The organism is Vicinamibacterales bacterium (assembly GCA_036496585.1).
GTDB lineage: Bacteria > Acidobacteriota > Vicinamibacteria > Vicinamibacterales > 2-12-FULL-66-21 > JAICSD01.
The window spans coordinates 141,129-165,423 of sequence record DASXLB010000028.1 but is presented as its reverse complement, the minus strand read 5'-3'; the positions used below and the strand labels follow the sequence as shown (position 1 = coordinate 165,423).

The window sequence follows — 24,295 nt, the reverse complement described above, 5'->3', positions numbered from 1 at the left end:
CGCCTGAACGTCCCGGTCCGCGAGTCGCGCGACCGCTCACGACAATTTGCGTCGCGGCCGCTGCTTCGTCGAGATCGACTTGACGATCAGCGGCGAAGGCCCCCGGCGTGGGAACGGCACGTCCGATCGCGCAATCGCCGTCTTCACCAGTGTCAGGATGGCGGGACGATCGAGGTCGCGCGCCGACGCCAGACGGACGTGCCGCACGACGTTGCCGCTCCCCTTCAGCAGCCCTTCCGGATCGGGCAGACTCGGCGCGTCGTTGATGAAGCACAGCGTCACGTGATCGGCGACGACGAGGATGGAGACGATGGCGTCGGACGGACGCGCATTCGGTCCAAAGCCGACGACGAGGCCGTTGTAGTTGTCGTAGACCATGCGGAAGGCGCCGGCAGGGACCAGCCGCCGGATGCGCGTCAGCGCGCCGCGCGCGTCCCTGGCAATCGCCGGCGAGAACTTCGCGATGAACCCGGCGAGCTGCTTCGCCGGCGCCGCCGTCGCGCCCTTTGCCACGCTGAACAGGATACTCCTGGCGAAGTCACGGCAGCGTCAGGCGCGTCACGGGGCCGGTGAGGGTCGCCTCGGCAAACGACACGTACAGCTCGCGGTCCGACACCGACAGCGTAAACGAGGTGCGCCGCTCGAGACGCGCGCACAACGAGGCCACGAACGCGCGGTCAAAGCCCCACACCTCCAGCGCCTCGGCGCGGTGAATACGCGCGCCGACGAGCGACCGCAGCCACTGATACGGATCCTTGTGCACATAAACGGCGACGCGCGGCGTGGCCTTCGAGGCGCGGTGCAGGCGAGCGGCATCCGGTGTCCCGACGTCGATCCAGGCCAGCACCCTGCCGGTCAGATCGCGCACGGCGATCGGCGGTTCGTCCGGATCCGACAGGCCGCCTGGTGAGAACGCGGTGCCGTCGGTGTACTCGAGGCAGTACGCCAGCACGCGCGCGACGAGGTACTCGTCCGACTCCGACGGGTGCCGCGCGACGCGCAGCACCAGCGATTCGTAGACGCCGCGATCGCTGTCGGACAGATCGATCTCGAAGGTGTAGACCGTCGCGCTCAGCGCCATCGATGCTTTCCGAGGGGCGGTGTCGCTCGCCCCTTTCGATCGGCCGTCACAGTGCGAACTGACGCAGATGATGGTCGGTATGGCGCCATCCCCAGATCATCCACTCGTCCCGCGTCAGCGGCCCGAAGAGGGGATGACGCTCGTGGCGGGCGTCGGCGGCAGAAAAGCGCGTCAGCAGGTCGATGACGCGGGCGCGATCGGAATCGAAGTCGGACGGCTTCGTTCCGCCGCGCGTTTGATCGACCTCAGGCCGCGTCGGCGTCCCCTTCGGCCAGGCAAGGCTCGTATGCAGGGCGACGTATTTGATGATCGTGCGGTTTACCCACGTGTCCGCCGGCGAGATCGGCCGTTCGCCGAGGGCGCCGGCCAGCGAATCGCCGAGATGACAGAGCATCTCGTGGGGCGTCATCCTGCCCCACGCGCGCGGGCGCTTGTCGTGCAGCTTGCTCAGCCGTCCGGCCAGCGCGTCGACCGCGCCAGCGGCATCCAGCCTGCTGTGTGCCTCAGCCACGGAACATGAAGTAGACGGCGCCCACCAGACACAGGCCCGCCCACAGGAAGTCGAGACGAAACGGCTGCCGCATGTAGAGGATCGAGAACGGCACGAACACCGACAGTGTCACCACTTCCTGGATGATCTTCAACTGCGACAGCGACAGCTCGCTGTAGCCGATGCGGTTGGCCGGCACCTGCAACAGGTACTCGAAAAGGGCGATCCCCCAGCTCACCAGCGCCGCCACGTACCACGGCTTGGCGCGCAGGTCTTTCAGATGCGCGTACCACGCGAAGGTCATGAAGACGTTCGAGCACGCCAGCAGCCCAATGGTGGTGAGCGCGATTCTCATCGGCCTCGAAATCGTATCAGAGCGTCGCCGCGCCCGCGGCGAACAACCGCAGCGGCTTCTGCTCCGACCCGAGCGTCGTCATGCGTTCGAAGCGAAACCCGAGCCGCTCGAGCACCCGGATCGACGGCGCGTTCTCGGGATTGACAATGGCCAGCAGGGTCTCGATGCCGAGTCGCGCGTGCGCGTCCGCCTTGACGGCCGACGCAGCCTCGAAGGCATATCCCTGCGATCGGAACGCCGGCAGGAACGCGAAACCGAGGTCGGGCGCCTCGAATTCGGCGCGCTGCAGCAATCCGCAGATGCCGATTGGCGTTCCGGTCTCGCCCGTCACGGCGCAGAGGCCGAACCCATGACGGGAGTAGCTGGCGAGCGGTCCCGCCACGAGGTACGCCAGGGCGTCTTCCTCGCTGCGGACGCCGCGGTCGCCGATGTTGCGGACGAACGCCTCATCGTTGAGCAGCGCGACGATGAAGGCCGTATCGGGCGGCTCGAGCGGCCGCACGCGCAGCCGGGCTGTCGTCAGGGGCGGTGGCCACGCCATGTCACGAGGACCAGCTCGTTCGACGTCACCAGCCCGTCCGTCAGCCGAGCCATCTATTTCCGGCGGTGGTGGTCCGACATGCCGAAGCGTGCCGGCGTCTCGCCCATGAAATCGACTTCGATCAGGACGGCCGGCTCGTCGCCGACGACCCACCCGTCGTGGCCGGGCTCGATGGCGACGACCTGCGGCGCCACGAACTCGGCGATCGTGCCATCGCCGTACTGCACATGGATACGGCCGCGCGCGATGAAGCCGACGTGCGCATGCATACAGAGGTCGGTGCCGACCTTGTCCTTCATGTCGGTCGACCAGCGGAACCCCGGCTGGTAAATGACGCGCTTGATGCGGCCGCTGCCGGCCGCGGCGACGTCCACCTGGACGCCGCCGACGACGCGCGTGTCGGCGCCTTTCATCGGAGCGAACAACGGATCGGACTGCTGAGCCATCAGTGCCTCGTCATCTCTTCAGGCAGCGGCCGCCGGCCGTCGCCTTCGCGCATGGGAAGCTTGCCGTCGGCGCCGGCGGTGAGCGACAGGAACTCAGGGTCCTTGACGATGGACGCGAACACGGCGTCGACGCGCGCCTCCATCATCTCCTTGCTGCGGACCGAGTCGAACTTTTCGTAGGCGTAGAAATGCCGCCTGAGCAGCGCGAGCGCCTTGTTGCGATCGCCGAGCTGCGCATGGATCGCCGCCAGGTTGTAGGACGCGCAGAGCAAGTCCTCGTGCGCCTGCGCGACCGCCAGCGCGCGACGCGCCTCGTCGCCGCCGGCGCCGGCCGCGAACGCCGCCGCGAACACGACGTTGAACGGCTCGTCGGGATCGAGCGCCAGCGCCTTCTTCGTGTACGCATCCGCCTTCCGTCGATCGCCCTCCGAGTGCCAGTAGACGGCCAGGTTGCGATAGGTCAGCGGCAGCGGAAACACGGCGGCCGACTGCTCCATCAGGTGCAGCCCCTTCTGGAACTCGCCGTCGTGGATCGTCATCTTGCCGAGCCCGTGCAGCGCAACCGCGCGCGACAGTGGATCGGACGGCATCGCCAGGATCTGCTCGAACGTCGTGCGCGCCTTGGCCCAGTCGCCGGTCTGATGGCGATAGAGTTCCCCCAGGTAGCGCAGCGGCGCCGGATCGGCGGGATCGAGCCGCCGCGCCGCAGCGTAGAACTTTTCGGCCTTGGCGTAGTCGGCCATGTTCTCCGCCATCAGGCCGCTCTTGAGCGCCTGTTCGATTCGCGCGCCGACCGAGGCGTCGAAGTCGGGCGCGTCGGGCATCGGCTCGACGCCGGCGGCGCCGAGCTTCTTCAGCTCGTTGGCCGCGTCCTTCGCCAGCTTGGGGAAGAGGCACTTCTGATCGAGTACCGATTTGTACTGGGCGATCGCGGCGTCTTTGTCGCCGCGCTTGGCGGCGTCCTTGGCAGTATTGAGCGTGCCCTTGACTCCGGCTTCGCGCTGTTTCATCTCGCCGTCGAGCAGTTTTTCGACCTTGCCGACGCGCAGCCGGCCGTCGGGATCGCCCGGCGCCTTGCCGATGATCGTGCCGTCGGTCTGGGCGAGCACGGCGACCGGCGCCTTGTCGTCGACCGCGAACTTTCGTCCGAGCGGCTGCCCGATGTCGGCCACCGCCATCGTCACACACTGCGAGGCATAGAGCGACAGCATGCGCGAGTTGCGCAGGCTCGAGTTCTTCAGCTCGTTTTCCGACGCCGGGAACCAGTAGACGACGAGGCCGCCGCCCTCGAGCGGCTCACTGCCGTTGAGCAGCTTCCATGGCACCTGATAGACGACGTCGGCCATCGCGCCGCCGCCGCCCATCCCGCCGGTGCCGCCCCCGCCGCCTCCGCCGCAGGTCGCCAGCACGTCGACGACGACCAGCGACACCATTCCCGCAACCGATATCCACTTCCGCATCGTTCAGCCGTGCCTCCGCGCGTGACCGGATGGCGGATTGTAGCGCGGTTCGCGTCGCCGGCGCGCCGGGCTACCAGCCGTACAGCCGCGCCGGGTTGTCGACGAGGACGACGCGCCGTTGTGGAATCGTCGGGAGCCAGACCTGGAATTGATTCAGCACCGCCACATCGTCGATCGGCAGGCGCGGAGAGGTGCCGCTGTCGGCGTTGACCGCTTCGGGCGACGTGTTCGGGTGCGGCCAGTCGCTGCCCCACAGGATCCGCTGCGGGTTGGCGGCGATGAGCGCCTTGGCCAGAGGCGCCATGTCAGCGTAGGCGGGTGTCTGGGTCGAACCGCGGTAGGGCGCCGAGAGCTTCACATACGCCTTGCCCGACTGGACGAGCGCCGCCAGCGCGTCGAAGCCAGGCTGCTCCACGCCGCCGGCAGCCTGCGCGCCGCCGAAATGATCGAACACGACCGTCAGCGGCGACGCCTCGATCGCCTCCTTGATCGCCGCGATGACCGATGGCCGCGTGAACATCTGGACGTGCAGCTTGCGTGCGCCGATGCGCTTGACGGCGGCGAGGAACCGTTCGCGCGCCTGCGACGGATCGGCCTGGCCTGTCGTCTCGAGATTGATCCGCAGGCCCCGGATACCGGTGTGGATCATGTCGTCGAGCTCGGCGTCGGAGGTCGTGTCCCCGACGACCGCGATGCCGCGCGCATGTGAGCCAATCTCGCGGATCGCCGCAAGAATGCAGGTGTTGTCGGCGCCGTACACGCTCGGCTGGATGAAGACGGTGCGCTCGATCCCGAGCCTGCGCGCGAGTGCGATGTATTCGGAGACCGGCGCCGCATCGGGCGTGTAGGTACGCCCTGGCGCCATCGGGAAGGCCTTGCTGTCGCAGAAGACGTGCGCGTGGCAGTCGGTCGCGCCAGCCGGCATGAGAAAGGAGACGCTGCCCTGGCCGGATGGCGCCTGCGCCCACGCGTCGTCGCGCATCAACGCGGCAGCCGCCACGGCCGCCGCGCCAGACATCAATTCTCGTCTCGTCAGCATGCTGACGAGCAGTTTACCCCGCCAGCGCGTCGCTCAGCGTGAAGTAGACCCGAAGCCCGCGCGACCGCGCCGCGCCGACGAGCGAATCGGAATCGGTCGAGGCGCCCGGCAGACGGAGCAGTGCATCACAGCGCTCAACCAGACGTTCGAGCACCGGCTCGTACACGTCGTCGAAAGTCGGCTCTCCGGCCGCGAGCGGCGACGCGATCCACTCCCCCAGCACCGGAATCTGCCCGGCGCGAAACAGCGCGATTGCCGCCTGCTCCATAGCCCCGATGTTCGAGCCCGTGATGAGAATCATGCGGATCTCCGCGCGTTGAAGTTCCGGGACGACAGTCCCGAACGATTGTGACGTGTAGGTTGAAAGCACGTCGCAGCAGGTTGCAACCGGCATACCCGACACAGCTGAGGTATTAGAACCGAATCGAATCAGCAACTTGCGGCGACGTGTGCGGATCCGCTCTCGAGGTCTGACACCCAGCGTCAATCGCGGCCGCCATTTTTTGTCACCCTGAGCTGTCGCGCCGTCATCAATGACCCGCGCGAGCTCAGGGTGCCTCCAGCGCGCACTACCGCGGATCCAGCTTTCTTCCGGCGCCCAGGGCGTCGAAGTTGAGGAGCGTATTGAACACCATGAAATAGCTGCCTATGGTCTCGCCACGGTAGATCGGGTTGGCCGCAAACAGGACCACGTGGCCCTTGCCGACCGGCACGTCCACGACGACGGGACGCTGCGCGATGTCGGTGCCGCCGTCGAGCAGCCCGGAGACGAGCAGCGACGTCTGGGCCTCGTAGCGTAGCGGCACCCGCGGCCGGAACTGCGGCGGAATGACATTGGCCGGATTGCGCTTGAGCGCTTCCTCGGTCGGCAACGCGTACTGCCACGGCTGCACGGTCGGCGGCGGCGGAGGCGTCGGCATGCCGGTCGATTCGTCCGGCGGACGTCCCTGCACGACGTCGGCGTCGTCGGGCGTGCCGCGTCCCGTCGGACGAGTGCCGGCGCCGCCGCCGCGACCGCCGCCGGGCGCGGCCCCTCCCCCACCCCCGCCGCCGCGGCCAACGCCGCCGGCGGTGGCGCTGACGCTGAACGTCTCACCCGCGTCGCTGTAGACGGCGAGGTTGTCGGGCACGCCGTAGACGATCGGGCTCGTGTCGTCGGCCAGTTTCGTGCGCAGCAGCGAACCGACCACGCGCGAGGTGGCCCCGGCGCGGTTCGAGGTGACGCCATAGGCCAAGGCGTTGTTGATCGCAAAATCGGCACTGCTGTTGGAGGCGATGAACACACCCCCCTGATCGATGAACTGGCGCAGGTGCAGCAGCCCTTCGAGCCCCATCCCGATGCGCGTGTCATCGGTCTGCGCCCACGTGCCGACGTTCGGCGTGTCGGCGGTGTTCTGGTACGGAATGGCGCTGCGCCAGAGCGGCGTCCCCTCGACGGCGCCCTGGCCGCCGCCCGGGCCGAAGATGATGACGTCGTAGCTGGCGCGCAGGTTGGCAGTGTCGTGAATGAACTTGGGATCGACGTAGTCGTACGGGATCCCGTAGAGATCGAACGCCTGCCGCCACCAGCCTTCCGTCTGCGTGTTCGACCACATGTGCAGGACGGCGATGCGCGCGGCGCGCGCCGGATGGGTCTTGACCGACGGCACCGCGTCGAGCGCCACGGCCTTCAGCCCGATCTCGCCAATCGCCTTGTCGAGATCCGCCTGCGACACTCCCTTGACGATGAAGCTGCCGCGGTTGAACTTCGTGCCGCGGGCGTCGAACGGCTCCTCGGCAATCTGGATGTCGGCGTCCTTGAACCGGTAGCGAAGCGAGATGAGCGCGTTGTCGGCGTTGTGGTTGATCGCGAAGAGGCTGCCAGTGCCGGCGATCCCGCTTCCCGCTTTCACCTCACCCGCCACGCGCTCCATCGGCACGTCGAGCACTTTCGCGTCGGTGACGCGGACGGCCTGCACGGCATACGACTCGGGGAACGTCCACCCGGTGTCGTCGTACGGCCGCTGCTGAGCGTCGTTCGGCGCCCAGTACTGATAGTCGAGCAGCGTGTCGGCGATGCGTGAGTACGGCTGGTCCATGCGCACGATGTAGCTGCCGGCCGGGAACTCACGCGTCGTTGGCTGTGGCGGTGGTGCCGGCGGCGCGTTTTCACCTGCAGTGTCGGTCGGGGCCTGACCGCGGCCGCCGCCGGCCGCGCCGGCCCCGCCACGACCGCCGCCACGACTGCCGCGGCCGGTCGCGGGCTGCTTCACCGGCAGCGTGACCGTGAACGCGGACGTCGAGCGCGAGATTTCCACCGCTTGGCGCTGCAGCACGCGCAGCAGCTCCGCCTGCGCCCCTGGGCGCGGATCGTTGGCCGGGAACACGTAGGCCGCCGGGCCCTCGACCTTCGCCTTGGCGATCGAGCGCTTGCTCTTGTCGTAGAAGTTACGCAGGAAATAGATGCGGTTGTTGGCGAAGTAGTTGAGCGAGACGAGCAGGCCCGTCTGTTCGTAGTTGTTGTTGTTCCTGAGCGACCAGCGCACGCGGCTCGGCGCCGGATTCTGGCGATACCAGGTGCGGGCCGTGTCGGCCTCGGTCAGCGTGCGGTCCTCGGTGTCGGCGCTGCCGCCGTTGCCGAACGTCTCGTAGAGCCGGCTGATGCCGTTGTGGGTCGCCGCCATGAACATCAGGTAGCCGGGCGACCAGGTATCGAACGTGCCCCACGCAAACACGCCCGGCATCCCCATCCGCGTCATCTCGTTGACGTTGTTCCAACCGATGAGTTGCCACTCGTTGGTGAGGATCGGATCGAGCCACGCGTTGTAGGGACCGTTGCCGATCGTGTTGTCGTAGAGCAGCGCCACCGATTCGTGCAGGTCGTGCAGCACCTGCGCCTTCCAGTCGAGGTAGGTGTTGAGCACGTTCTGCGACAGCTTGAGCGTCATCCCCATCGCGTCGCGATTGTTGTCGTGCATCACGTAGTGGCCCCAGTAGACCGGCGCCATCGGCGTGTCGTTGGGATGCTTCTTCTTCCACTCGTAGGCGTCGACAACACGGTCGCGACCGTCGACTTCGACGATCGGCGTGATCAGCGTGACGACGTGCTCACGGATGTTGCGGATGTACGGGCTGTCGTCGACGGCCAGCCGGTAGGCGAGCTCCATCAGCGCCGTCGGCGCGCCGGCCTCGGTCGAATGGATCGTGCCGGTGATGTAGTAGATGGGCGCGGCGCGCCTGGCGATCTGATCCGCCAGATCGTCGTCGAACTTGATCGTTCTCGGATCGGCGAGCTTCGCCAGATCGGCCTTGTCGGCGTCGAGGTTTTTGATCAGCGCTTCGGACGCGACCGCCACCGCGAGCATCTCGCGCCCCTCCTCGGTCTTGCCGATGCTGTAGACCTTGACCCGCGGCGTGGCCTTCTCGAGACGCCGCATGTAGTCGTACACCTCTTTGGAGTAGGGCAGCTTGCCGGGCGCGCCGGCAATGTCGCCGAGCACGGCCTTCGGCGTCGGCACGGTCTTGCTCGCCGGCAGGTAGTCGGTCAGCGGCGAGTTGAAGAACGTCTCGGTGGTGTACTCCTTGATCTTTCTGGTGTACTCCTCGTCGAGCGGCTGGTTCGGATCGCGGCCCGGCTTGGCGGTGGCGAGATCGACGGCGCCGGATTTCGCCGGCTTCTGCGGGGCTTTCGGCGCGGGCGTCTGTTGCGCCGCGATCGGCGCCGTAAGGCACAGCACGGCCAGAAGCGGCACGATGCGCGTGATGGTCATATGGCGGACGATTGTATCGCGTCGGAGGTGCTACACTCCGCGGCATGACGCTCACCCGCCGCGAACTGGGCAAGATCCTCCTGACCGTCCCCGCCGCCGGCCTGCTGGCGAACCAACGGCTCGCGGCCGCCTTCGGGGCCAAGCCCGACTCGAAATGGGGCGGCGTCCAGGTCGGCATGAACGTCCCCTACAACTACGGGACGCGGACGATGGCGGTCGACGAGATCATCGACCGGACGTCACGGCTCGGCGTGAGCGCAGTGGAGTTGCGGAGCCAGCCGATCGAGCTGGCCCTTGGCGCGCCGATGTCGATGATCGCGCCGGGCGGCGACAAGGCGGCGCAGCAGCAGGCGGCCGAACACCTGCGGGCGTGGCGGCTGGCGCTCGATCCCGACAAGGCCGCGGCCGTCCGCAAGCAGTTCGACGGCGCCGGCATCAGCACCGACGTCATCAAGTTCGACGGCATCTACGACTTCAGCGACCCCGAGCTCGACTACGCATTCAGGCTCGCCAAAGCGATGGACGCACGGGCCATTTCCTGCGAGCTGGAGCTGCCGGGCAGCAAGCGGGTCGGCCAGTTCGCCGACAAGCACAGCCTGATGGTCGGCTATCACGGCCACACCAAGACGACCGAAGCGATGTTCAAAGAGGCGTTCTCATACGCGCAGCACAACGGCGCCAACCTCGACATCGGCCACTACATCGCGGGCAATCTCGGCAACCCGCTCGGCTTCATCCGCGATCACCACGAGCGCATCACGCACATCCACGTGAAGGATCGAAAGGCCGGCGTCAACGGTGTCGACGGCGTGAACGTGCCGTTCGGCCAGGGGGACACGCCGATCACCGCGGCGCTGCAGCTGATCCGCAGGAACGGCTGGCCGATCGAGGCGACGATCGAGTTCGAATACAAGGTGCCGGACGGATCCGACGCCATGACCGAATTGGCCAAATGCGTCGGGTTCTGCAAGAACGCGCTGACCAGCCAGTAACGGCGGCGGCGACGATCTAGAATCGCGATCATGTCAAAAGTGATCGTGATTACGGGTGGGAGTGCGGGCATCGGCGCGGCGTCCGGAGCGCTCCTCGCCTCGCAGGGACATCAGGTCGTGCTCGTGGCGCGGCGGCAGGCAGCGCTCGAGGACGTCGCCTCGCGTTCCGGCCGACACGCGGCCATACAGGTCGCCGACGTCACCAACCGCGCCCAGGTGCGGCGGGTCGTAGACGACACCGTCGCGCGGTTCCACCGTATCGACGTCTGGATCAACAACGCAGGTCTCGGCATCTCGCGGAACCCCACCGAACTGACCGACGCCGACATCGACGCCATCATGCGCGCCAACGTCCACTCGGCGCTGTATGGGATGCAGGAAGTCCTGCCGCACTTCAAGCAGCGTGGCGAGGGGCACATCATCAACATCTCGTCACTGCTCGGCCGAATCCCGTACGTCGTCATTCGATCCGCCTACGTCGGCGCCAAGCACTTCCTCAACGCGCTCACCGCGATGATGCGCGCCGAGGTCCAGGCGACCCACCCCGGCATCCAGATCTCGCTCGTCTCGCCGGGTGTCGTCCGCACCGATTTCGGGCTGAACGCCGTGCACGGCGGCCCCGACTCGCGCGCGTTCCCGGAGACGCAGAGCGCCGAAGAGGTCGCCGCCGTCATCGCGAAGGTGATCGATACGCGGCAGCCCGATGTCTACACCCGTCCCGCGCAACAGATGATCGCGAACTATTACGCCACGGTCGGAGTCGATCCGCAGTAGCGGCCGGCGCACCGGGAGGGACGGGCAGCATCCTGGAGCCACGCCTTGCAGCGCAGGTTCTGCGTACCCCTACCATCAACTGGTGGTCTGACCCCGGTCTGACCCCGGTCTGACCCCGGGCCCGTCAGCGCACATAGCGCTTCGCAGCGTCAGGGCGCGCGGGTGCTGAACAGGTCGCGTTCGACGGAACGGCCGGCTCCTGCGGGCCGTCGACGTCGTCGTTGCGCACCTTGAGGTGCTCGATGATCGCCAGCCGCTCGTCTGGCGTCAGAAGGGGGCCGATCAGGCCGTGTGAAGGCGGGTCCCCCTCCTTGTACTCCTGGTAACCCACGTTGAACTCGTGGCCCGTGTTGTGATTGCCGTCGAGCGCGGTGTCGAACACCCAGTAGCCGCTGTCGGGCGGCTTCAGGCCCAGCTTCACCGTGTCGTATTCGCGGCTGCCGACGCGGAACGTCTTCGGACGCTCGGCGGCGGGTGATAGGAGATCGTAAACCGTCGGCACCGAGCCGTTGTGCAGGAAGGGCGCCGTCGCCCACACGCCGGCCAGCGGACGCGGCTTGTAGGCGGCAATCACCTGCGGGGTGTCGAGAATCGCGAAGCCGTCCATCTCGTCCTGCTGCGCCGGCGTCAGCCCCTTGTCGGCGTACGCCTTCAGGCGGATCAGCAGGCCCACATAGCTCAGGCCGTTGCCGACCGGCAGCCGCGTCGCGTCGATCTCCGAAAGGGTCTGCGCCTGTTCGGCGGAAAGACCCGCCAGCTTCTGCTCGATCGGCGCCGCCTGCGCCGCGGTGGCGGGATCGGCCTTGAGGCGCACGATCTCTCCCTGCAAATAGGTGCGCTGGCGGCTGTACCACAGATCGAGTTCGCGGCCCGCGATCGTGCGCAGATCCCCGGTCGACAGCCCCGTGCGCGTCAGATCGACCTTCGCATCCGCGAAATTGAGCGCCGTGTTCGGATCGGTACCGATGTCGTCCCAGCAGACGGTCTTCATCAGCCATTGCGGATCGTTCGGACCCTTGAGCGGCGCGTCGCGCATCTTGACCGCCGGCGGCGCGACGTGCGGGCCATGGCAGCCGACGCAGTGGGTGTTGAACAGCGCTTTGCCGCGGTCGGCCTTGGCGCGGTCGATCGGCCCGAGCACGTCCTCGCGCCACGCCGGCGGCTGCAGCTTCCGCAGCGTCAGCTCGATCGTGTGCAGGTTGTCGAGCAGCGCGGACGAGCGATAGCGCTCGTCCGGCGGCAGCGGCCGGCCGTAGCGATCGAGCAGCGCATACTTGGCGCCCGTGCCCATCGTTTCGCCGATATTGCGGGCCATCGGCTGGCTCACCGAGGCGTTGTATTGCACCCAGTCGAACTTCCAGATGTTCCACACCGGCGGATAGTTCACCGGCGCGTTGCCGACGGCATAGTTGCCCGCCTGAATGTGATCGCCGAACACGGTGTTGGCGATGCGCGCCAGCGCGTCGGTGCGGCCGTAGCCTTCCTCGGTCGGCACCAGGTGGTACCACTTCTCGTTGAATGCCATGCGGCCGAATTGACCGGCGACGTTCAGCATCTGCATCCGCAGCGCCCAGCGGCCGCCGCGGCCGGGCCCGAGCACCGCGTTGGCGAAGCGGTTGAACTTGAAGGGATTGGCGATCGTGCCGAGCAGCGTCGCCGCGAGCGTCGGCACGAAGTGGCCGATCTTGGAGTTGGTGAACGCGTGCAGCGCCGATCCGCCGTCGACCCGCAGCGCCGTCGTCGTGCCGTTGCGCGTGACGTTGATCTGGCCGGTGTGACAGGCGGCGCAGGACACATCCAGCATCTCCTCCTCGAGCTGCGTGTCGTAAGCCCTGGCGAAGCCGACCGGCAGATCGTCGGGATTGGCCGCGGTTGCCGGATCGACGACGAAGCCGTATCGGCGCATGATCGCCGGCGACGAGAGCTTCGTCGTCGACCACGGCATCTCGAGGTTCTTGAACCAGCTGTAGCGGAGCTCCTTCAGCTGCGCGCCCTGCGCCGTGTAGTAATAGGTCTGCCGCGGCGCCGCTTCCAGCCCGGGCCCCCAGCCCTGATCCGGATACACGACGCGATCGACGGTGTCGGGGGGCAGCATGCCGTCGCCGCGGTTGGTGCGCACGATCAGGACGATCGCGCCGGCGAGGGCGACGAAGGCAAGCGCCCCGACCGCCGCGGCCGCGAGCTTGAGCACCTGTCCGACCGTGATCGCGGCGAGCCGGTGCGCGATCGACGGCTGCGTCACGACGGGAACGGCCGCCGAGCTCAAACGCGCCTTCCGGCTGGCGGCCTCGGCGACCCGGCGGGCGCGGTTGATGCTGCCGATCGGGCGATCCCCGGGGAGCGCGTGCTCGGTGACGTCGATCGACCAGGCGTCGCACTCGGCCTGCGGCAGCGCGGATTTCGCCTGTAGCGTCAGCCGCGCCACGGTGTGGAACGGCGCCTGGCCCTCCGGCCACTCGACGCTGGCGTTCTCCACCCAGAAGCTCGGCTCCTGCGTCCGGCCGTCGAGCGTCATCGTCAACGGTTCGAGCAGCTGCAGCCCGAAGTCCCAGCTCGCCTGCTCGGCGTCGTCGTTGACGTGCCGCAGCAGGTCGTCGCGAAGCACGCTGGCACCCTTGCCGATCGGGTCGCCGGCGTTGCCGGCAGACGGCGTCGCCGAGTACTTGATAGCCTCGTCGCCGCCGTGCAGGAAGGGAACGTTGCTCCAGTAGCGCGTCTGCTGGTACGGATGCAGCGGTTGCCGCTGCTGCCGGATGCCGCGCACCGCCGTCTGGCCAAAGCCCTTCAGATCTGTGAACGACAGCGACAGCAGGGCGCGCAGGCGGCCGAGCCCGCCCGCGGCCCCCTGCACCCGCATGAAGGCCGCGAAGGCGTGTGCGTCGTTGATCGGAAAGGTCGTCGCGTTGTTCATCGAGTAGTCGAGCCGCACCGGCTGCGGCCCGAGCACGGCGGCCGGAACCTCGACCGCGAACGACAAGGCGCGCACGTCTGGATCGGAGTCGGGCTTGATCGTCGACGCCGCGTTGGCGAAGCGCACCGTCGCCTGGTAGGTACCTGGCTTGGCGAACAGCCCGCGCGCGAGGCGGGCGGCGAGCGCCGGGTCGGTCACCGACGCAGCGACGTCGAGCACCTCGAACGTGGCGCGGACGCAGACGCCTTTGGTGTGCGTGCCGCGCCCGAGCGGCCGCTTCTGCTGCCGGGCAAAACGCGCCTGCACCGCGAGAATTCCGGCGGTAATGTCGGCGATGTCGGTCTGTTCGCTGGGAAGCTTCCGCTCGAGATCCATCGTCATTCCTGTCTCCGAAATCGGCGTCCGTGCGCTGGTGAGGTCAACGGTGTCGTGGCCGTCGGTGAAGCAGGCGCGGGAGGATGCGAGTGGGCCTGCCGGAGGCCAGCGCGCTCGGCCGGCCTGCCACCAGCGGTCCGTGTCGATGTCATCGGGGAACGCGCGCAGTATACTCCGCGCCGTGAGCAATCCCGCCGACCGCTGGTGTCGCGTCCTCGAGACGGAGTACATCGCGCTGCACGGCGCGCCGCCGTTCGAGGGAAACGGTCCCGCGGAGGCCGACGCACGGCTGCACGCGCTGCACGCATGCATCCACAAGACGCCGACCACGGCCGTCTGCCTCTCGGGCGGCGGCATCAGAAGCGCGACCTTTGCACTCGGCGTGTTGCAGGGCCTCGCCAGAGTCGGCGTGCTTGGCGGGGTCGACTACCTGTCGACAGTGTCGGGAGGCGGCTACATCGGCGGCTGGTTCACCGCGTGGCTGCACCGCGAAGGGGCCGCCGGCCGCGCGGCGGTCCTCGACGCGATGGATCCGACGCACCGCATGCACTCCGACGAGTGCGGACCGGCGGCGGCAACGGCCGTCTCGCCCATTGATCGCGTGCGCCAGACCTGCCGGTACCTGGCGCCGACCGGCGGCATCGTGTCGGCCGACGTGTGGACGCTCGTCTCGACGATGGCGCGCAATCTCCTGCTCAACTGGCTGGTCATCCTGCCGCTGCTCGCCGCGGCGATGACATTGATGCACATCTACTTCGTCGGTCTGCGGTCGGTCGAGCGGCCGATCGTCGAGGCCGCAGGCGGCTGCCTCGCGCGCGGCGACGCCGCCTGGTGGTCGTTTCTGGCGACGTTCGGCTGTTTCGCCGTGACCAATGCCTACATCGTGCTCAATTTCGTCGGCTTCGGCGCGCTCTGGTCGCAGCAGCGCTTCCTGGCGTGGTTCCTGGCGCCGGCCGTGCTCGGCGCCGTCTCGCTGACCTTCTTCTGGTCGGCCTATCCGTGCGACATCAACCTTGTTGACGCGATCGTGGTCTCGGCGGTCGTCCCGGCCGCCGGCTGGATCGCCCTCGGCACGCTGACGAAACTGTTCACGGCGGCGCGTCCCGGCGACGGCGCCACGCTGCGCATCCGAGTCGGATTCCGGACGATCGTCGCCGCGCTCGCCGGCGGTCCGGTGATCGGCGGCGGTATCTGGTACGTCTGCACGCTCAACTACGGCTTCGGTCCAGGCGATCACCTGGAAGCCCTCTACGCGGTGTTCGGCGTACCGCTCGTGCTGGTACTGTCGCTGCTGCAGATTCTGGTGTTCGTCGGGATCGGCAGCAGCGAGCTCGACGACGCGGTCCTCGAATGGTGGAGCCGCTGTGGCGCGTGGCTTGCGATCGCCGCCGTGGTGTGGATGTCGACCGGCATCATCGTGTTCTACCTGGCCGATCTGATCGAGGCGGGCGTAGGCGCCGTCAGCCGCGCCATGGCGATGGATCAACGATCGGCGTCGGCGCTGTTCACCCTGCTGGTGCCGCTCGCCAGCTCGCTCGCCGGGCTGGCGTCGCGCGGCGGCAGCACGCCGGGACAGCCGTCAGCCGTGCGGCTCACACTGCAGAAGATCGCGCTGCCGCTCGTCATCGTCATTCTGCTGGCGACGATGGCGTGGGTCGACATGCGCCTCGCCCGCGCGCTCGGACACCACTGGCTGGCGCTCGGCCTGACGCTGGCCGGCGTCGGGCTCGGCGTCAGCGCCTTCATTCCCGTGAACCGCTTCTCGCTCCACGGCATGTATCAGCAGCGGCTGATCCGGACGTTCCTCGGCGCCTCGCGGCGCGACCGCCGCCCGAACGCCTTCACCGGCTTCGATCGCGATGATGACGTGCGCGTCCACCAGCTGAAGGACGTGCGGCCGCTGCACGTGATCAACACGACGCTCAATGCCGTCTCGTCGACCCACCTGGGCCGCCGCGAAACGCTGGCCCAGTCATTCACCTTCACGCCGTTTCATGTCGGCTGCCACGACCTCGGGTATCGTCCGGCCCACGAGTACGGGTCCGACGGCGGCGCGAAGGCCACCGGTCTCTCGCTCGGCATGGCGCTCGCCGTCTCGGGCGCTGCGGCAAGCCCGGCGATGGGGATGTACTCGACGAAGGCACGCGCGTTCCTGCTGACGCTGGCCAACGCGCGCCTTGGGCTGTGGTTCGGCAATCCCGACAGCGAGAAGCGCTGGCAGAGCAGCGAACCGGTGTTCAGCGTCGAGCCGCTGATGCGCGAGCTGCTCGGGCTGACCACCGACCGCAATCCGTACGTGTATCTGTCGGACGGCGGGCATTACGAGAATCTCGGTCTCTGGGAAATGGTCTCCCGCCGCTGCCGCTACATCGTCGTCTCGGACGCGGGCTGCGATCCGCAGTACACGTTCGACGATCTCGGCAACGCGGTCCGGCGCATCCGACTGGACCTGGGCATCCCGATTCTGTTCTCCGACCTCAACATCACTCGCGCGGGCCAGGGGTCGGCGAATCCGCACGTGGCGCTCGGACGGATCATCTACTCCGTCATCGACGGTCCAGGCGCGCCGGACGGCACGATTCTCTACATCAAGGCGACGCTTTCGGGCGACGAGCCGATCGACGTGCGGAATTTCGCGACGACCGACGCCGAGTTCCCACACGACACGACCGCGAACCAGTTCTTCGACGAAGCCCAGTTCGAGAGCTACCGCACGCTCGGCTATCACTCGGTGCTGATGGCCACCGGCGGCCGGCGCGATCTCACAACCGGCGCAGCGCTGTGCGACGCTGTGCGCGACGTGCTCGCCGCGCCACCTGGCGCCGCCGCCGGTTTCGCGACAGCCGCGGCGACGTAGCCGACGGTCGTGCTGTCGTGGCGAGATCCAAGACCCGGCGCGGACGGACCGCGCCGCGCAAGGGATCCGGCGGCTACGTCCCGGTCGTCAGCGCCGCGAGTTTGAGGACGGTGTTCCAGTTGCGGCCGGTGCCGTGCACCTTCAGGATCCTGCTCACGATCACGCTGGCCTTCGAGTTCCCCTGGCCGTCCGGGAAGTACATATAGAGATGTCGACCGTCGCAGCGGATGACCTCCGGACCGGTGATCGCCGCCTGCGCTGCGTCGACGACGGCGTGGCCGAGCGGTTGCTTGTAGAGGATCAGGAGCATGCGGCTCGGATCCTTTTTCGCTTCGGCCTTCAACGGATTGCCGTCGATGGCCGCTCGCAGTTCGCCGACCGTACGGACGTGAAAGTCGCAGGTCACGCCCAGACGCTTCTTCGCTTCCGCCTCGAGCCGCGCTTCGAGCGAGGCGGTCGGCGTCGCGGCGGCGCGAAACACCGCGTTGCCGCTCTGCAGCAGCGTCTTGGCGTCGGCGAAGCCCATCGCCGTCAGCATCTCGCGCAGCTCCGCCATCGCGACCATCTTGTTGCCGCCCACGTTGATGCCTCGGAGGAACGCGACGTACCAGGTCATCGCAGGCGCTTCCCTTCTTCGCAGGCCGCGATCAGCGTCTGCAGTCTCGCGAGCCGCGTCGCTTCGCGCTTCGCGCTCATCACATACCACCCCATGATCTTGCGGTAGCCAGGCGGCTGCGCCTCGAAAAACGTCCACGCCTGCCTGCACTTCTTCAGCATCGACGCGTATGGCTCTTCAAGCCGATCGCGCCGCTGCTCGTAGGCGTAGATGCCGGACCTGTTCTCGCGCCGGGCCGCGAACGCCTTGTCGCCGGCGGGAAGCACGCGCCTCTCGGTAGCCAGCTCACTGATCCGCCTGATGTTCACCGCGCTCCAGATGCTGGTGGCGCGCCGCGGCGTAAAGCGGATCGTGTAGCGGTGCTCGTCGATCGACTTGCGGATGCCGTCGATCCATCCGGCGCACAACGCTTCGTCCACCGATTCCGGCCAGGTGATGCTCGCGTGGCCGGAGTCCTTCTTATAGAACCCGACCCACAGCTCCTCCGCTTTCAGGTGGTTCGCCTTGAACCACTTGCGCAGGTCCGCCGGAGTCTTGAAATACGTGATCTTGGTCGGCGTCGGCACGGCGGGTTTACTATAGCCCCGAGGAGTTCACCATGCCGCACCCCGCATCCGCCGCCGCCCCGCTGCCGGACTCCGCCGAATGGAACCGACTTCGCTGCTCCTTCTGCGGCAGGGACGCCAACCACGTCCGCTTCTTGAGCGCCGGCGTCGCTGGCGGAAAAATCTGCGACGCCTGCTGCTTCAAGGCGTTCGTGATCTTCGCCAGAGCGTGGCTGCGGCGACCGTTCGTAAGCCGGACCTGAAGGTCCGGCCTACAACCGAAGACGGCGCGGGCGACGTCGAAATGCCTCATGGGCCGCTGATCGCTGCTGGGCGAGCGAGCCACGCGAGCGAGCCACGCGAACGGAGCGCGCCGGCGAGCGGCGCGCGAGAGAGTGTGTAGGGGAGTCCGAGGGGCAAAGCCCCTCGGATGTTAGATATTGTGCTCTTGGATCGGGCGCACTTCGATCGATCCGAGCTTCGCCGACGGAATGCGCGCGGCGATCTGGATGGCCTCGTTCAGGTCCTTGGCTTCGATCAGGTAATAGCCGCCGAGCTGCTCCTTCGTTTCGGCAAACGGGCCGTCGGTCGTCGACGTGCGTCCACTGCGGACACGGACGGTCGTCGCATTGCGGGTCGGCTGCAGATCGTTGCCGCCGAGGTACTGCCCGCTGCCGCGCAGGTCATTCGTGAACGCGAAGTACTCCTTCATGAGCGCTTCACCGTCCGACTTCGACATCGCCGCCAGCTTCGCTTCCTCGTCGTAAATAAGGCACAGATACTTCATGGCTGTTGAGCCCTCCGCCTACTTGTCGCGGGGACCGGCGGAAATCGACACATTCACGTAAAAGAGATCGGTCGCCACCTGGAATTCGTCTTGTTTGAGCTGTGTTTTCATGAGTTTCCAGTCTGTCGTCGGGTGCAGCACGTCCCACGCACCGGGCCGCCCCGCCTTGATTGGCATGTTGAATCCGCGCTCCTCAGCCTTCCACCGGTAAGCCAGCGTCCCCTCCGCCTGGTTGAAGGCGACTTCGAGCGTCGGTAACTCGGCCCGCCGGAGGTACTCGTCGAACACCGGCGTCAGGTCCTGTCCAAGCCTCGTGTTGACGAAACCGACCAGGTCTTCGGTGAGGATGTTCTGGTACTTGAAGTGCTGGAAGAGGTCGTGGATCAGCGCAAACCACCTGGCGTCGTCGTCGACGACGCTGCGGAGCGTGTTCAGGAAGAGGGCCCCCTTGAAATACATGTCCTGCGACGGCGTACGGTGGATCCCGCGCTGGGTGACGATCGGCTCGCGGTTCCTGACTTTCGCCTTGTAGCCGTTGGTGTATTTCAGCGCGTCCTCGCGGCCGAAGAGACGTTCGACGTAGAGGCATTCGAGATACGTCGTCCAGCCCTCGTGGATCCACATGTCGGAGACGTCGGCCGCCGACACCGCGTTGCCGAACCATTCATGGCCGCTCTCGTGGATGATGATGAAGTCGAACCTCGGACTGACGCCGACGCCGGTCCAGTCACGCTCGAGATAGCCGTTGGCGAAGTGGTTGCCGTAGGTGACGGCGCTCTGGTGCTCCATCCCTGAGTACGGCACTTCGATCAGCTTGTAGCCGTCCTTCTTGAAGGGATACTCGCCGAAGTAATGCTCGTAGGCCTCGATCATCCCCTTGGCCTGGGCGAACTGGATCCTCGCCTTGTCGAGGCTGCCGGGCATGACGTAGAAATCGAGCGGCTGGTCGCCGAGCTTGTCCGCGAAGTGGACGTATTTGCCGATGTTGAGCGAGACGTCGTAGTTATTGATCGGATAGTGGATCTTCCAATCCCAGCGGGTATAGCCGTCCTCGAGGTCCGTCTTCTCCACGAACGCGCCGTTCGACACGTCGACGAGATCGCTGGGGATCGTGACGCTGAGGTCCATGTTCTCGACCTCGTCGCGCCACTGGTCCTTGTTCGGCCACCAGATCGCCGCGCCTTCACCTTCGCACGCGGTAAAAATCCAGTCGTTGCCGTCGGGATCCTTGCGGAAAACGAATCCGCCGAACCGGCCGACCTCCTTCGGGCTGCCCGAATAGTAGAAGTCGATCGAGTATGTCTTCCCCGCCTCGAGCGCCTTGGGGAAATCGACCCAGACAGTGTTCAGCTCGCGCTCGTACTTGAGGGGCGCGTCGGCGAGCAGAATCTTGTCGACGTCCAGGTTGGCATAGAGATCGAGCTGAATGCGCGAGTCGTCCTTCAGCATTTTGAAGCGGATCGTGTTCTTCCCTTCGATCCAACCGATCGGACGCCCGTCGCGATCGAATTTCTTCGCGGGATCCACCTTGATGTCGAGGTGGTAATACAAAAGGTCGTTATTGGCGCGGTAGCGTCCGTACTCACCGCGCAGGACGTCGGCACGGGTCGGCGGCGGATCGATCGGCCGCGGCGCCGGGGCCGCTTGCGGGGTTGCTTGAGGCTGCGCCTGGGCGAGGAGCGCGGTCAGCAGAATCGGTGCGAGCATACGGCCCAATCATGCCTCAACTGGGCCGCCGCAACGGCTCGAGGAATTCGAGCCAGAGGCCGTGCGTTCGCGACGGCGGCACGAACACGCTGCGGCTGTTGCGGGTTGTGACGATGGCGAGTGGCGTCGGTTGCCCGCGATCCAGGATGGCGCGCGCCGCGGCGAGATCGCCGACCCGCAGCGTCGCGCCGACGACGCGGCGGCCGGCGACGAGTTGACGCGAGCCGGGGAGAAGAATCACCTCTCCCTCCTGCAGCCGCGCAACCGACGCGTGCATGGCGTCCGGGACGCGGACGTCGGCGTCGGCGACCGCGGCGCCGAGGCCGTCGAGCAGCTCACGCTCGCGCGAGAGATCGTCGCCGGCAAGCCAGACACGGACCAGCGACTCCGCGGTGTTGACGTGCGCAAAATGCTCGGGCCGATCGGTCGGCGACGCGTTACGACCCGAGAGAAAGAGGTAGCCGAGCGCCGGATCCTGCGGAAAGTCGATGGCGCCGGCGTCACGCGCGTGCGGAATCCTCAGTTGCGCGAGCCGCGCGTCGGCGGCGGTCATGTCGGGCGCGAAGAGCGCGAAGAATGCCGGCCCGTCTCCCTGCGCGAGATGCTGCCGGTAGGTTCTGGTCAACGCGTCGCGCGCCGCCGGCGCGGTGATGAGCTCCAGTTCGGTCCCGTCGGTGAACTTGACGTGCTGGTTCTGGATCCCGTCGTCGTGCGAGCGGCCAGGCTTCAGCGCAAAGCCGAGCGCGCGATAGTCGGCCGCTGCCCGCGCGAGATCGCTGACGGCGATCGGGACGTGATCGAGGCCGGTGACGGTGGCCGCGGACGACGCGAGCAGGAGGGCGCCCAGGACGGCCGTCAGGATGCGCACGTCGACAGACCCTAACTCATAAATGCCCGGCAACGCGAGTGAGCGCCGCGACCGCAGTCCCGGATCGGACTAGAATCCTGCAGCCATGCCGCTCACCGAAGGCGCACGCCTCGGCCCCTACGATATCGGCGCCCGCCTCGGCGCGGGCGGGATGGGCGAGGTCTATCGTGCGCGTGATACGCGCCTCGATCGCGAGGTCGCGATCAAGGTCCTGCCGGCGCCGCTCTCGTCAGATCCCGAGGCACGGGCACGCCTGAGGCGCGAAGCGCGGGCGCTCTCGCAGTTCTCCCACCCCCACATCTGCGCGATCTACGACGTCGGGGAACACGCCGACATCGACTACGTGGTGATGGAGCTGGTGCCGGGAGAGACACTGGCCGCGCGGTTGGCGCGCGGGCCGCTCAAGCTTTCTGAAGTCGTCGAGTTCGGCGCCCAGATCGGCGAGGCGCTGGAGCGCGCCCACCGCGCCGGCATCGTGCATCGCGATTTGAAGCCGGGCAACGTCATGCTGACGTCCTCAGGCGCGAAGCTGCTGGATTTCGGACTCGCGAAGCCGATAGCGCCGCTCGCCCAGAGCCCCTCGGCGGAAGGTGCTACGTTCGTCCGTTCCGCCGTGACCGCGGTGGGAACGGTGATCGGCACGCTCCAATACATGGCGCCGGAACAGATCGAGGGCCGGGCGGCCGACGCGCGCAGCGACATCTTCGCGCTCGGGCAGGTTCTGTTCGAGATGACGACGGGGCGCCGTGCCTTTGAAGGCCAGAGTGCCTCGGCTATCGCCGCGGCGATCCTCACAGTCGATCCGCCGGCACTGTCGTCGCTGCAGCAGGGGGCGCCGCCGTTGCTCGACCACCTGGTGCGCGTCTGCCTCGACAAGAGTCCGGACAGGCGTTGGCAGTCCGCGCAGGACGTGGCCGTGGCGCTTCGGACAATCGAGGTCCCGACTCGGGCGGATCGTCCGCCGCCTGGCACCCGGCGCGGCGTGGCCTGGATCGCGTGGGTGCTGGCAGCGGCCGGCGTCGGGGCCGCGCTCGCGCTGTGGCTGAAACCGGCGGGATCGGCCCCGGCGCAGCCGATGCCGGTGACATTCAGCGTGCCGCCACCGCCTGGGAGCAACTTCCCGAGCTCGGTGGAAGAGACCGAGATGGCACTCTCGCCTGACGGCACCCGCCTCGCCTTCATCGTCGCCGGCGGGGGTATCTGGATTCGCCCGCTCGCGTCGGTCACCGCTTCGCCGCTCGCCGGGGCCGAGGGGGCGAACGGTGCGTTCTGGTCGCCCGACGGCCGCGCCATCGGCTTTTTCCGCGGCGGCATGCTGAACCGGGTCGATAGCGGGGGCGGCCCGGTCGTACCCCTCTGCAGCGTCTTGAAGTCGACGGGCAACACCGGGACGTGGGGGACGGACGCGATCGTCTTTGCGCCGATTACCGGCGTCGCGCTCGTTCGCGTCGCAACGGCGGGAGGCGCGGCGGTCGAGATCCTGAAACCAGATCCGGCGCGCCACGAGACGCGGTTGATCCAGCCGCACTTTCTTCCTGACGGCCGGCGGTTTCTGTACACCGCCTGGCGTGACGACCGGACGTCGCGGCTGATGCTCTGGGAACCGGACAAAGCGCCTCGCGAGGTCATGACCGTGACCTCGAACGTCGAGTACGTCGAACCCGGCTACCTGCTCTACGTCAGCGAGGGCACGCTTCTCGCCCGTCGCTTCGACGCCGTCACGGCGACGGTTTCCGGCGATCCGGTGGCGGTGGCGCAGCCGGTGAACTACATGGTGATTCCGGGCACGGCGCATTTCACCGCTTCGCGCACCGGGGTGCTCGCCTACCAGTCGCACCGTGATCAGGCGCGCGTGGCGTGGTTCGATCGCACCGGACGCGAACTCGGGACGGCGCTGAAGACGGGCATCTATCAAAGCCTGCGGCTGACGCCGGACGGCCGGTCTCTGCTCTTCGTCCATGGCACCCCCGGCGTCGGCACCTTCGACGTGTGGACGCTGGATCTCAATCGCGGCATCGAAACGCGTACCACTTCCGACGCGGGCAACGAGATCGATCCTCTGATGACGCCGGACGGATCCAGGCTTCTCTACAGCGCTGGACCCTATGCCGCGCCGAAAATCCTGGTTCGCGACCTCGCCAGCGGCGACGAGCGTCCGCTGCGGGCCGCGCCGAACGCGGCGCTGCAGGAGGCCGACGACGTCGCGCCCGATGGACGATTCGCGATTTTTCGCGAACGTGGACCGAGCGGCACGTCCCAGCTGTTGAGCGTCCCGCTCGCTGGCGGCGACGCCACACCGCTGCTCGATCCCCGCTTCAACTACAGCGGGGCGCGGTTCTCGCCGGAGGGAACGTGGCTCGCGATCAATTCCGACGAGTCCGGCGGTCCGGAGATCTACCTCGTCCGATGGCCGGGAGGGCGGGACAAGATCCGCGTATCGGCCGACGGCGGCCAGGCCCCCCGGTGGGCCCGCGACGGTCGCGAACTGTTCTACGTATCGAAGGGCGGTCTGATGAGCGTGCCGGTCTCGCGCGATCATCCCGGCAACGCGCGGCTGCTCCTCGACAGCGCCCGAACCGGCGTCTGGTCCGACTTCGACGTAGCGGCCAACGGACGATTCGTCGCCATCGTGTCGGAATCGATCGGCGCGCAGCAGCCGTTGACCGTCATGGTGAACTGGCGGTCCCGTTGATACGCCTTCG

General features: G+C 67.4%; 20 protein-coding genes. 4 read left to right on the top strand and 16 right to left on the bottom strand.

Annotated elements, in window-relative coordinates; all coding sequences use genetic code 11:
- Window positions 1-36: 36 nt before the first annotated feature.
- The 10 genes from VGI12_09435 to VGI12_09390 all read right to left on the bottom strand — a co-directional run bounded on the left by VGI12_09435 (window position 37) and on the right by VGI12_09390 (window position 9,161).
- Window positions 37-513, bottom strand: coding sequence for a hypothetical protein (locus tag VGI12_09435; protein ID HEY2432880.1), 477 nt, complete (start codon window positions 511-513; stop codon window positions 37-39).
- A gap of 25 nt (window positions 514-538) precedes the next feature.
- The gene (locus VGI12_09430; protein HEY2432879.1) at window positions 539-1,081 is read right to left on the bottom strand and encodes a YaeQ family protein; all 543 of its coding nucleotides are present in this window, start codon (window positions 1,079-1,081) and stop codon (window positions 539-541) included.
- 46 nt (window positions 1,082-1,127) lie between these two features.
- Window positions 1,128-1,592 carry a DUF1569 domain-containing protein gene (locus VGI12_09425; GenBank protein ID HEY2432878.1) on the bottom strand — a complete coding sequence of 155 codons (465 nt, stop codon included), beginning with the start codon at window positions 1,590-1,592 and terminating at the stop codon, window positions 1,128-1,130.
- Window positions 1,585-1,926: a DMT family protein gene (locus tag VGI12_09420; protein ID HEY2432877.1), complete on the bottom strand. Its 342-nt coding sequence runs from the start codon at window positions 1,924-1,926 to the stop codon at window positions 1,585-1,587. Before VGI12_09420 ends, VGI12_09425 begins: the two co-directional genes overlap by 8 nt.
- A 16-nt stretch (window positions 1,927-1,942) precedes the next feature.
- Window positions 1,943-2,467, bottom strand: a complete 525-nt coding sequence (locus VGI12_09415; protein HEY2432876.1) for a GNAT family N-acetyltransferase — start codon at window positions 2,465-2,467, stop codon at window positions 1,943-1,945.
- 53 nt (window positions 2,468-2,520) lie between these two features.
- On the bottom strand, window positions 2,521-2,913 hold the full coding sequence (locus VGI12_09410; protein ID HEY2432875.1) for a hypothetical protein: 393 nt from the start codon (window positions 2,911-2,913) through the stop codon (window positions 2,521-2,523).
- A complete protein-coding gene (locus VGI12_09405; GenBank protein HEY2432874.1) occupies window positions 2,913-4,373 on the bottom strand; it encodes a tetratricopeptide repeat protein in 1,461 nt (486 codons plus the stop codon). Before VGI12_09405 ends, VGI12_09410 begins: the two co-directional genes overlap by 1 nt.
- Window positions 4,374-4,443: 70 nt before the next feature.
- Window positions 4,444-5,412 (bottom strand): amidohydrolase family protein, encoded by a 969-nt coding sequence (locus tag VGI12_09400; protein ID HEY2432873.1) that lies wholly within the window; start codon window positions 5,410-5,412, stop codon window positions 4,444-4,446.
- 13 nt (window positions 5,413-5,425) lie between these two features.
- Complete coding sequence (locus VGI12_09395; GenBank protein ID HEY2432872.1) at window positions 5,426-5,815, bottom strand: hypothetical protein; 390 nt, start codon at window positions 5,813-5,815, stop codon at window positions 5,426-5,428.
- Between the two features lie 166 nt (window positions 5,816-5,981).
- Window positions 5,982-9,161, bottom strand: a complete 3,180-nt coding sequence (locus VGI12_09390) for a M14 family zinc carboxypeptidase (GenBank protein HEY2432871.1) — start codon at window positions 9,159-9,161, stop codon at window positions 5,982-5,984.
- A gap of 44 nt (window positions 9,162-9,205) precedes the next feature.
- Between VGI12_09390 and VGI12_09385 the strand changes: the two genes are divergently transcribed.
- Entirely contained in the window at window positions 9,206-10,153 is a 948-nt protein-coding gene (locus tag VGI12_09385; GenBank protein HEY2432870.1) for a TIM barrel protein, read from the top strand.
- A gap of 30 nt (window positions 10,154-10,183) precedes the next feature.
- Window positions 10,184-10,927, top strand: coding sequence for an SDR family NAD(P)-dependent oxidoreductase (locus VGI12_09380; protein HEY2432869.1), 744 nt, complete (start codon window positions 10,184-10,186; stop codon window positions 10,925-10,927).
- A gap of 124 nt (window positions 10,928-11,051) precedes the next feature.
- Here VGI12_09380 and VGI12_09375 read toward each other — a convergent pair whose 3' ends face one another.
- Window positions 11,052-14,213: a di-heme-cytochrome C peroxidase gene (locus tag VGI12_09375; protein HEY2432868.1), complete on the bottom strand. Its 3,162-nt coding sequence runs from the start codon at window positions 14,211-14,213 to the stop codon at window positions 11,052-11,054.
- Between the two features lie 181 nt (window positions 14,214-14,394).
- Between VGI12_09375 and VGI12_09370 the strand changes: the two genes are divergently transcribed.
- Window positions 14,395-17,070 carry a hypothetical protein gene (locus VGI12_09370; GenBank protein ID HEY2432867.1) on the top strand — a complete coding sequence of 892 codons (2,676 nt, stop codon included), beginning with the start codon at window positions 14,395-14,397 and terminating at the stop codon, window positions 17,068-17,070.
- 73 nt (window positions 17,071-17,143) lie between these two features.
- Here VGI12_09370 and VGI12_09365 read toward each other — a convergent pair whose 3' ends face one another.
- The 5 genes from VGI12_09365 to VGI12_09345 form a co-directional block, all read right to left on the bottom strand.
- Entirely contained in the window at window positions 17,144-17,686 is a 543-nt protein-coding gene (locus tag VGI12_09365) for a DUF1697 domain-containing protein (GenBank protein ID HEY2432866.1), read from the bottom strand.
- A complete protein-coding gene (locus VGI12_09360; GenBank protein HEY2432865.1) occupies window positions 17,683-18,252 on the bottom strand; it encodes a YdeI/OmpD-associated family protein in 570 nt (189 codons plus the stop codon). The genes VGI12_09365 and VGI12_09360 overlap by 4 nt, the downstream gene beginning before the upstream one ends.
- A gap of 412 nt (window positions 18,253-18,664) precedes the next feature.
- Window positions 18,665-19,018, bottom strand: coding sequence for a YciI family protein (locus VGI12_09355; protein HEY2432864.1), 354 nt, complete (start codon window positions 19,016-19,018; stop codon window positions 18,665-18,667).
- An 18-nt stretch (window positions 19,019-19,036) separates the two neighbouring features.
- Window positions 19,037-20,725, bottom strand: a complete 1,689-nt coding sequence (locus VGI12_09350) for a M1 family metallopeptidase (GenBank protein ID HEY2432863.1) — start codon at window positions 20,723-20,725, stop codon at window positions 19,037-19,039.
- Between the two features lie 16 nt (window positions 20,726-20,741).
- Window positions 20,742-21,593: a VOC family protein gene (locus VGI12_09345; protein HEY2432862.1), complete on the bottom strand. Its 852-nt coding sequence runs from the start codon at window positions 21,591-21,593 to the stop codon at window positions 20,742-20,744.
- Between the two features lie 85 nt (window positions 21,594-21,678).
- Here VGI12_09345 and VGI12_09340 point away from each other — a divergent pair, with 85 nt between their 5' ends.
- On the top strand, window positions 21,679-24,285 hold the full coding sequence (locus tag VGI12_09340) for a protein kinase (GenBank protein ID HEY2432861.1): 2,607 nt from the start codon (window positions 21,679-21,681) through the stop codon (window positions 24,283-24,285).
- Window positions 24,286-24,295 lie beyond the last annotated feature (10 nt).

Bases quoted from the DNA above. Each gene is read 5' to 3' on its own strand.
- VGI12_09430 (HEY2432879.1), bottom strand. From the start codon at position 1,081: ATGGCGCTGAGCGCGACGGTCTACACCTTCGAGATCGATCTGTCCGAC.
- VGI12_09420 (HEY2432877.1), bottom strand. From the start codon at position 1,926: ATGAGAATCGCGCTCACCACCATTGGGCTGCTGGCGTGCTCGAACGTC.
- VGI12_09415 (HEY2432876.1), bottom strand. From the start codon at position 2,467: ATGGCGTGGCCACCGCCCCTGACGACAGCCCGGCTGCGCGTGCGGCCG.
- VGI12_09410 (HEY2432875.1), bottom strand. From the start codon at position 2,913: ATGGCTCAGCAGTCCGATCCGTTGTTCGCTCCGATGAAAGGCGCCGAC.
- VGI12_09405 (HEY2432874.1), bottom strand. From the start codon at position 4,373: ATGCGGAAGTGGATATCGGTTGCGGGAATGGTGTCGCTGGTCGTCGTC.
- VGI12_09400 (HEY2432873.1), bottom strand. From the start codon at position 5,412: ATGCTGACGAGACGAGAATTGATGTCTGGCGCGGCGGCCGTGGCGGCT.
- VGI12_09390 (HEY2432871.1), bottom strand. From the start codon at position 9,161: ATGACCATCACGCGCATCGTGCCGCTTCTGGCCGTGCTGTGCCTTACG.
- VGI12_09385 (HEY2432870.1), top strand. From the start codon at position 9,206: ATGACGCTCACCCGCCGCGAACTGGGCAAGATCCTCCTGACCGTCCCC.
- VGI12_09380 (HEY2432869.1), top strand. From the start codon at position 10,184: ATGTCAAAAGTGATCGTGATTACGGGTGGGAGTGCGGGCATCGGCGCG.
- VGI12_09375 (HEY2432868.1), bottom strand. From the start codon at position 14,213: ATGGATCTCGAGCGGAAGCTTCCCAGCGAACAGACCGACATCGCCGAC.
- VGI12_09365 (HEY2432866.1), bottom strand. From the start codon at position 17,686: ATGACCTGGTACGTCGCGTTCCTCCGAGGCATCAACGTGGGCGGCAAC.
- VGI12_09355 (HEY2432864.1), bottom strand. From the start codon at position 19,018: ATGAAGTATCTGTGCCTTATTTACGACGAGGAAGCGAAGCTGGCGGCG.
- VGI12_09350 (HEY2432863.1), bottom strand. From the start codon at position 20,725: ATGCTCGCACCGATTCTGCTGACCGCGCTCCTCGCCCAGGCGCAGCCT.
- VGI12_09340 (HEY2432861.1), top strand. From the start codon at position 21,679: ATGCCGCTCACCGAAGGCGCACGCCTCGGCCCCTACGATATCGGCGCC.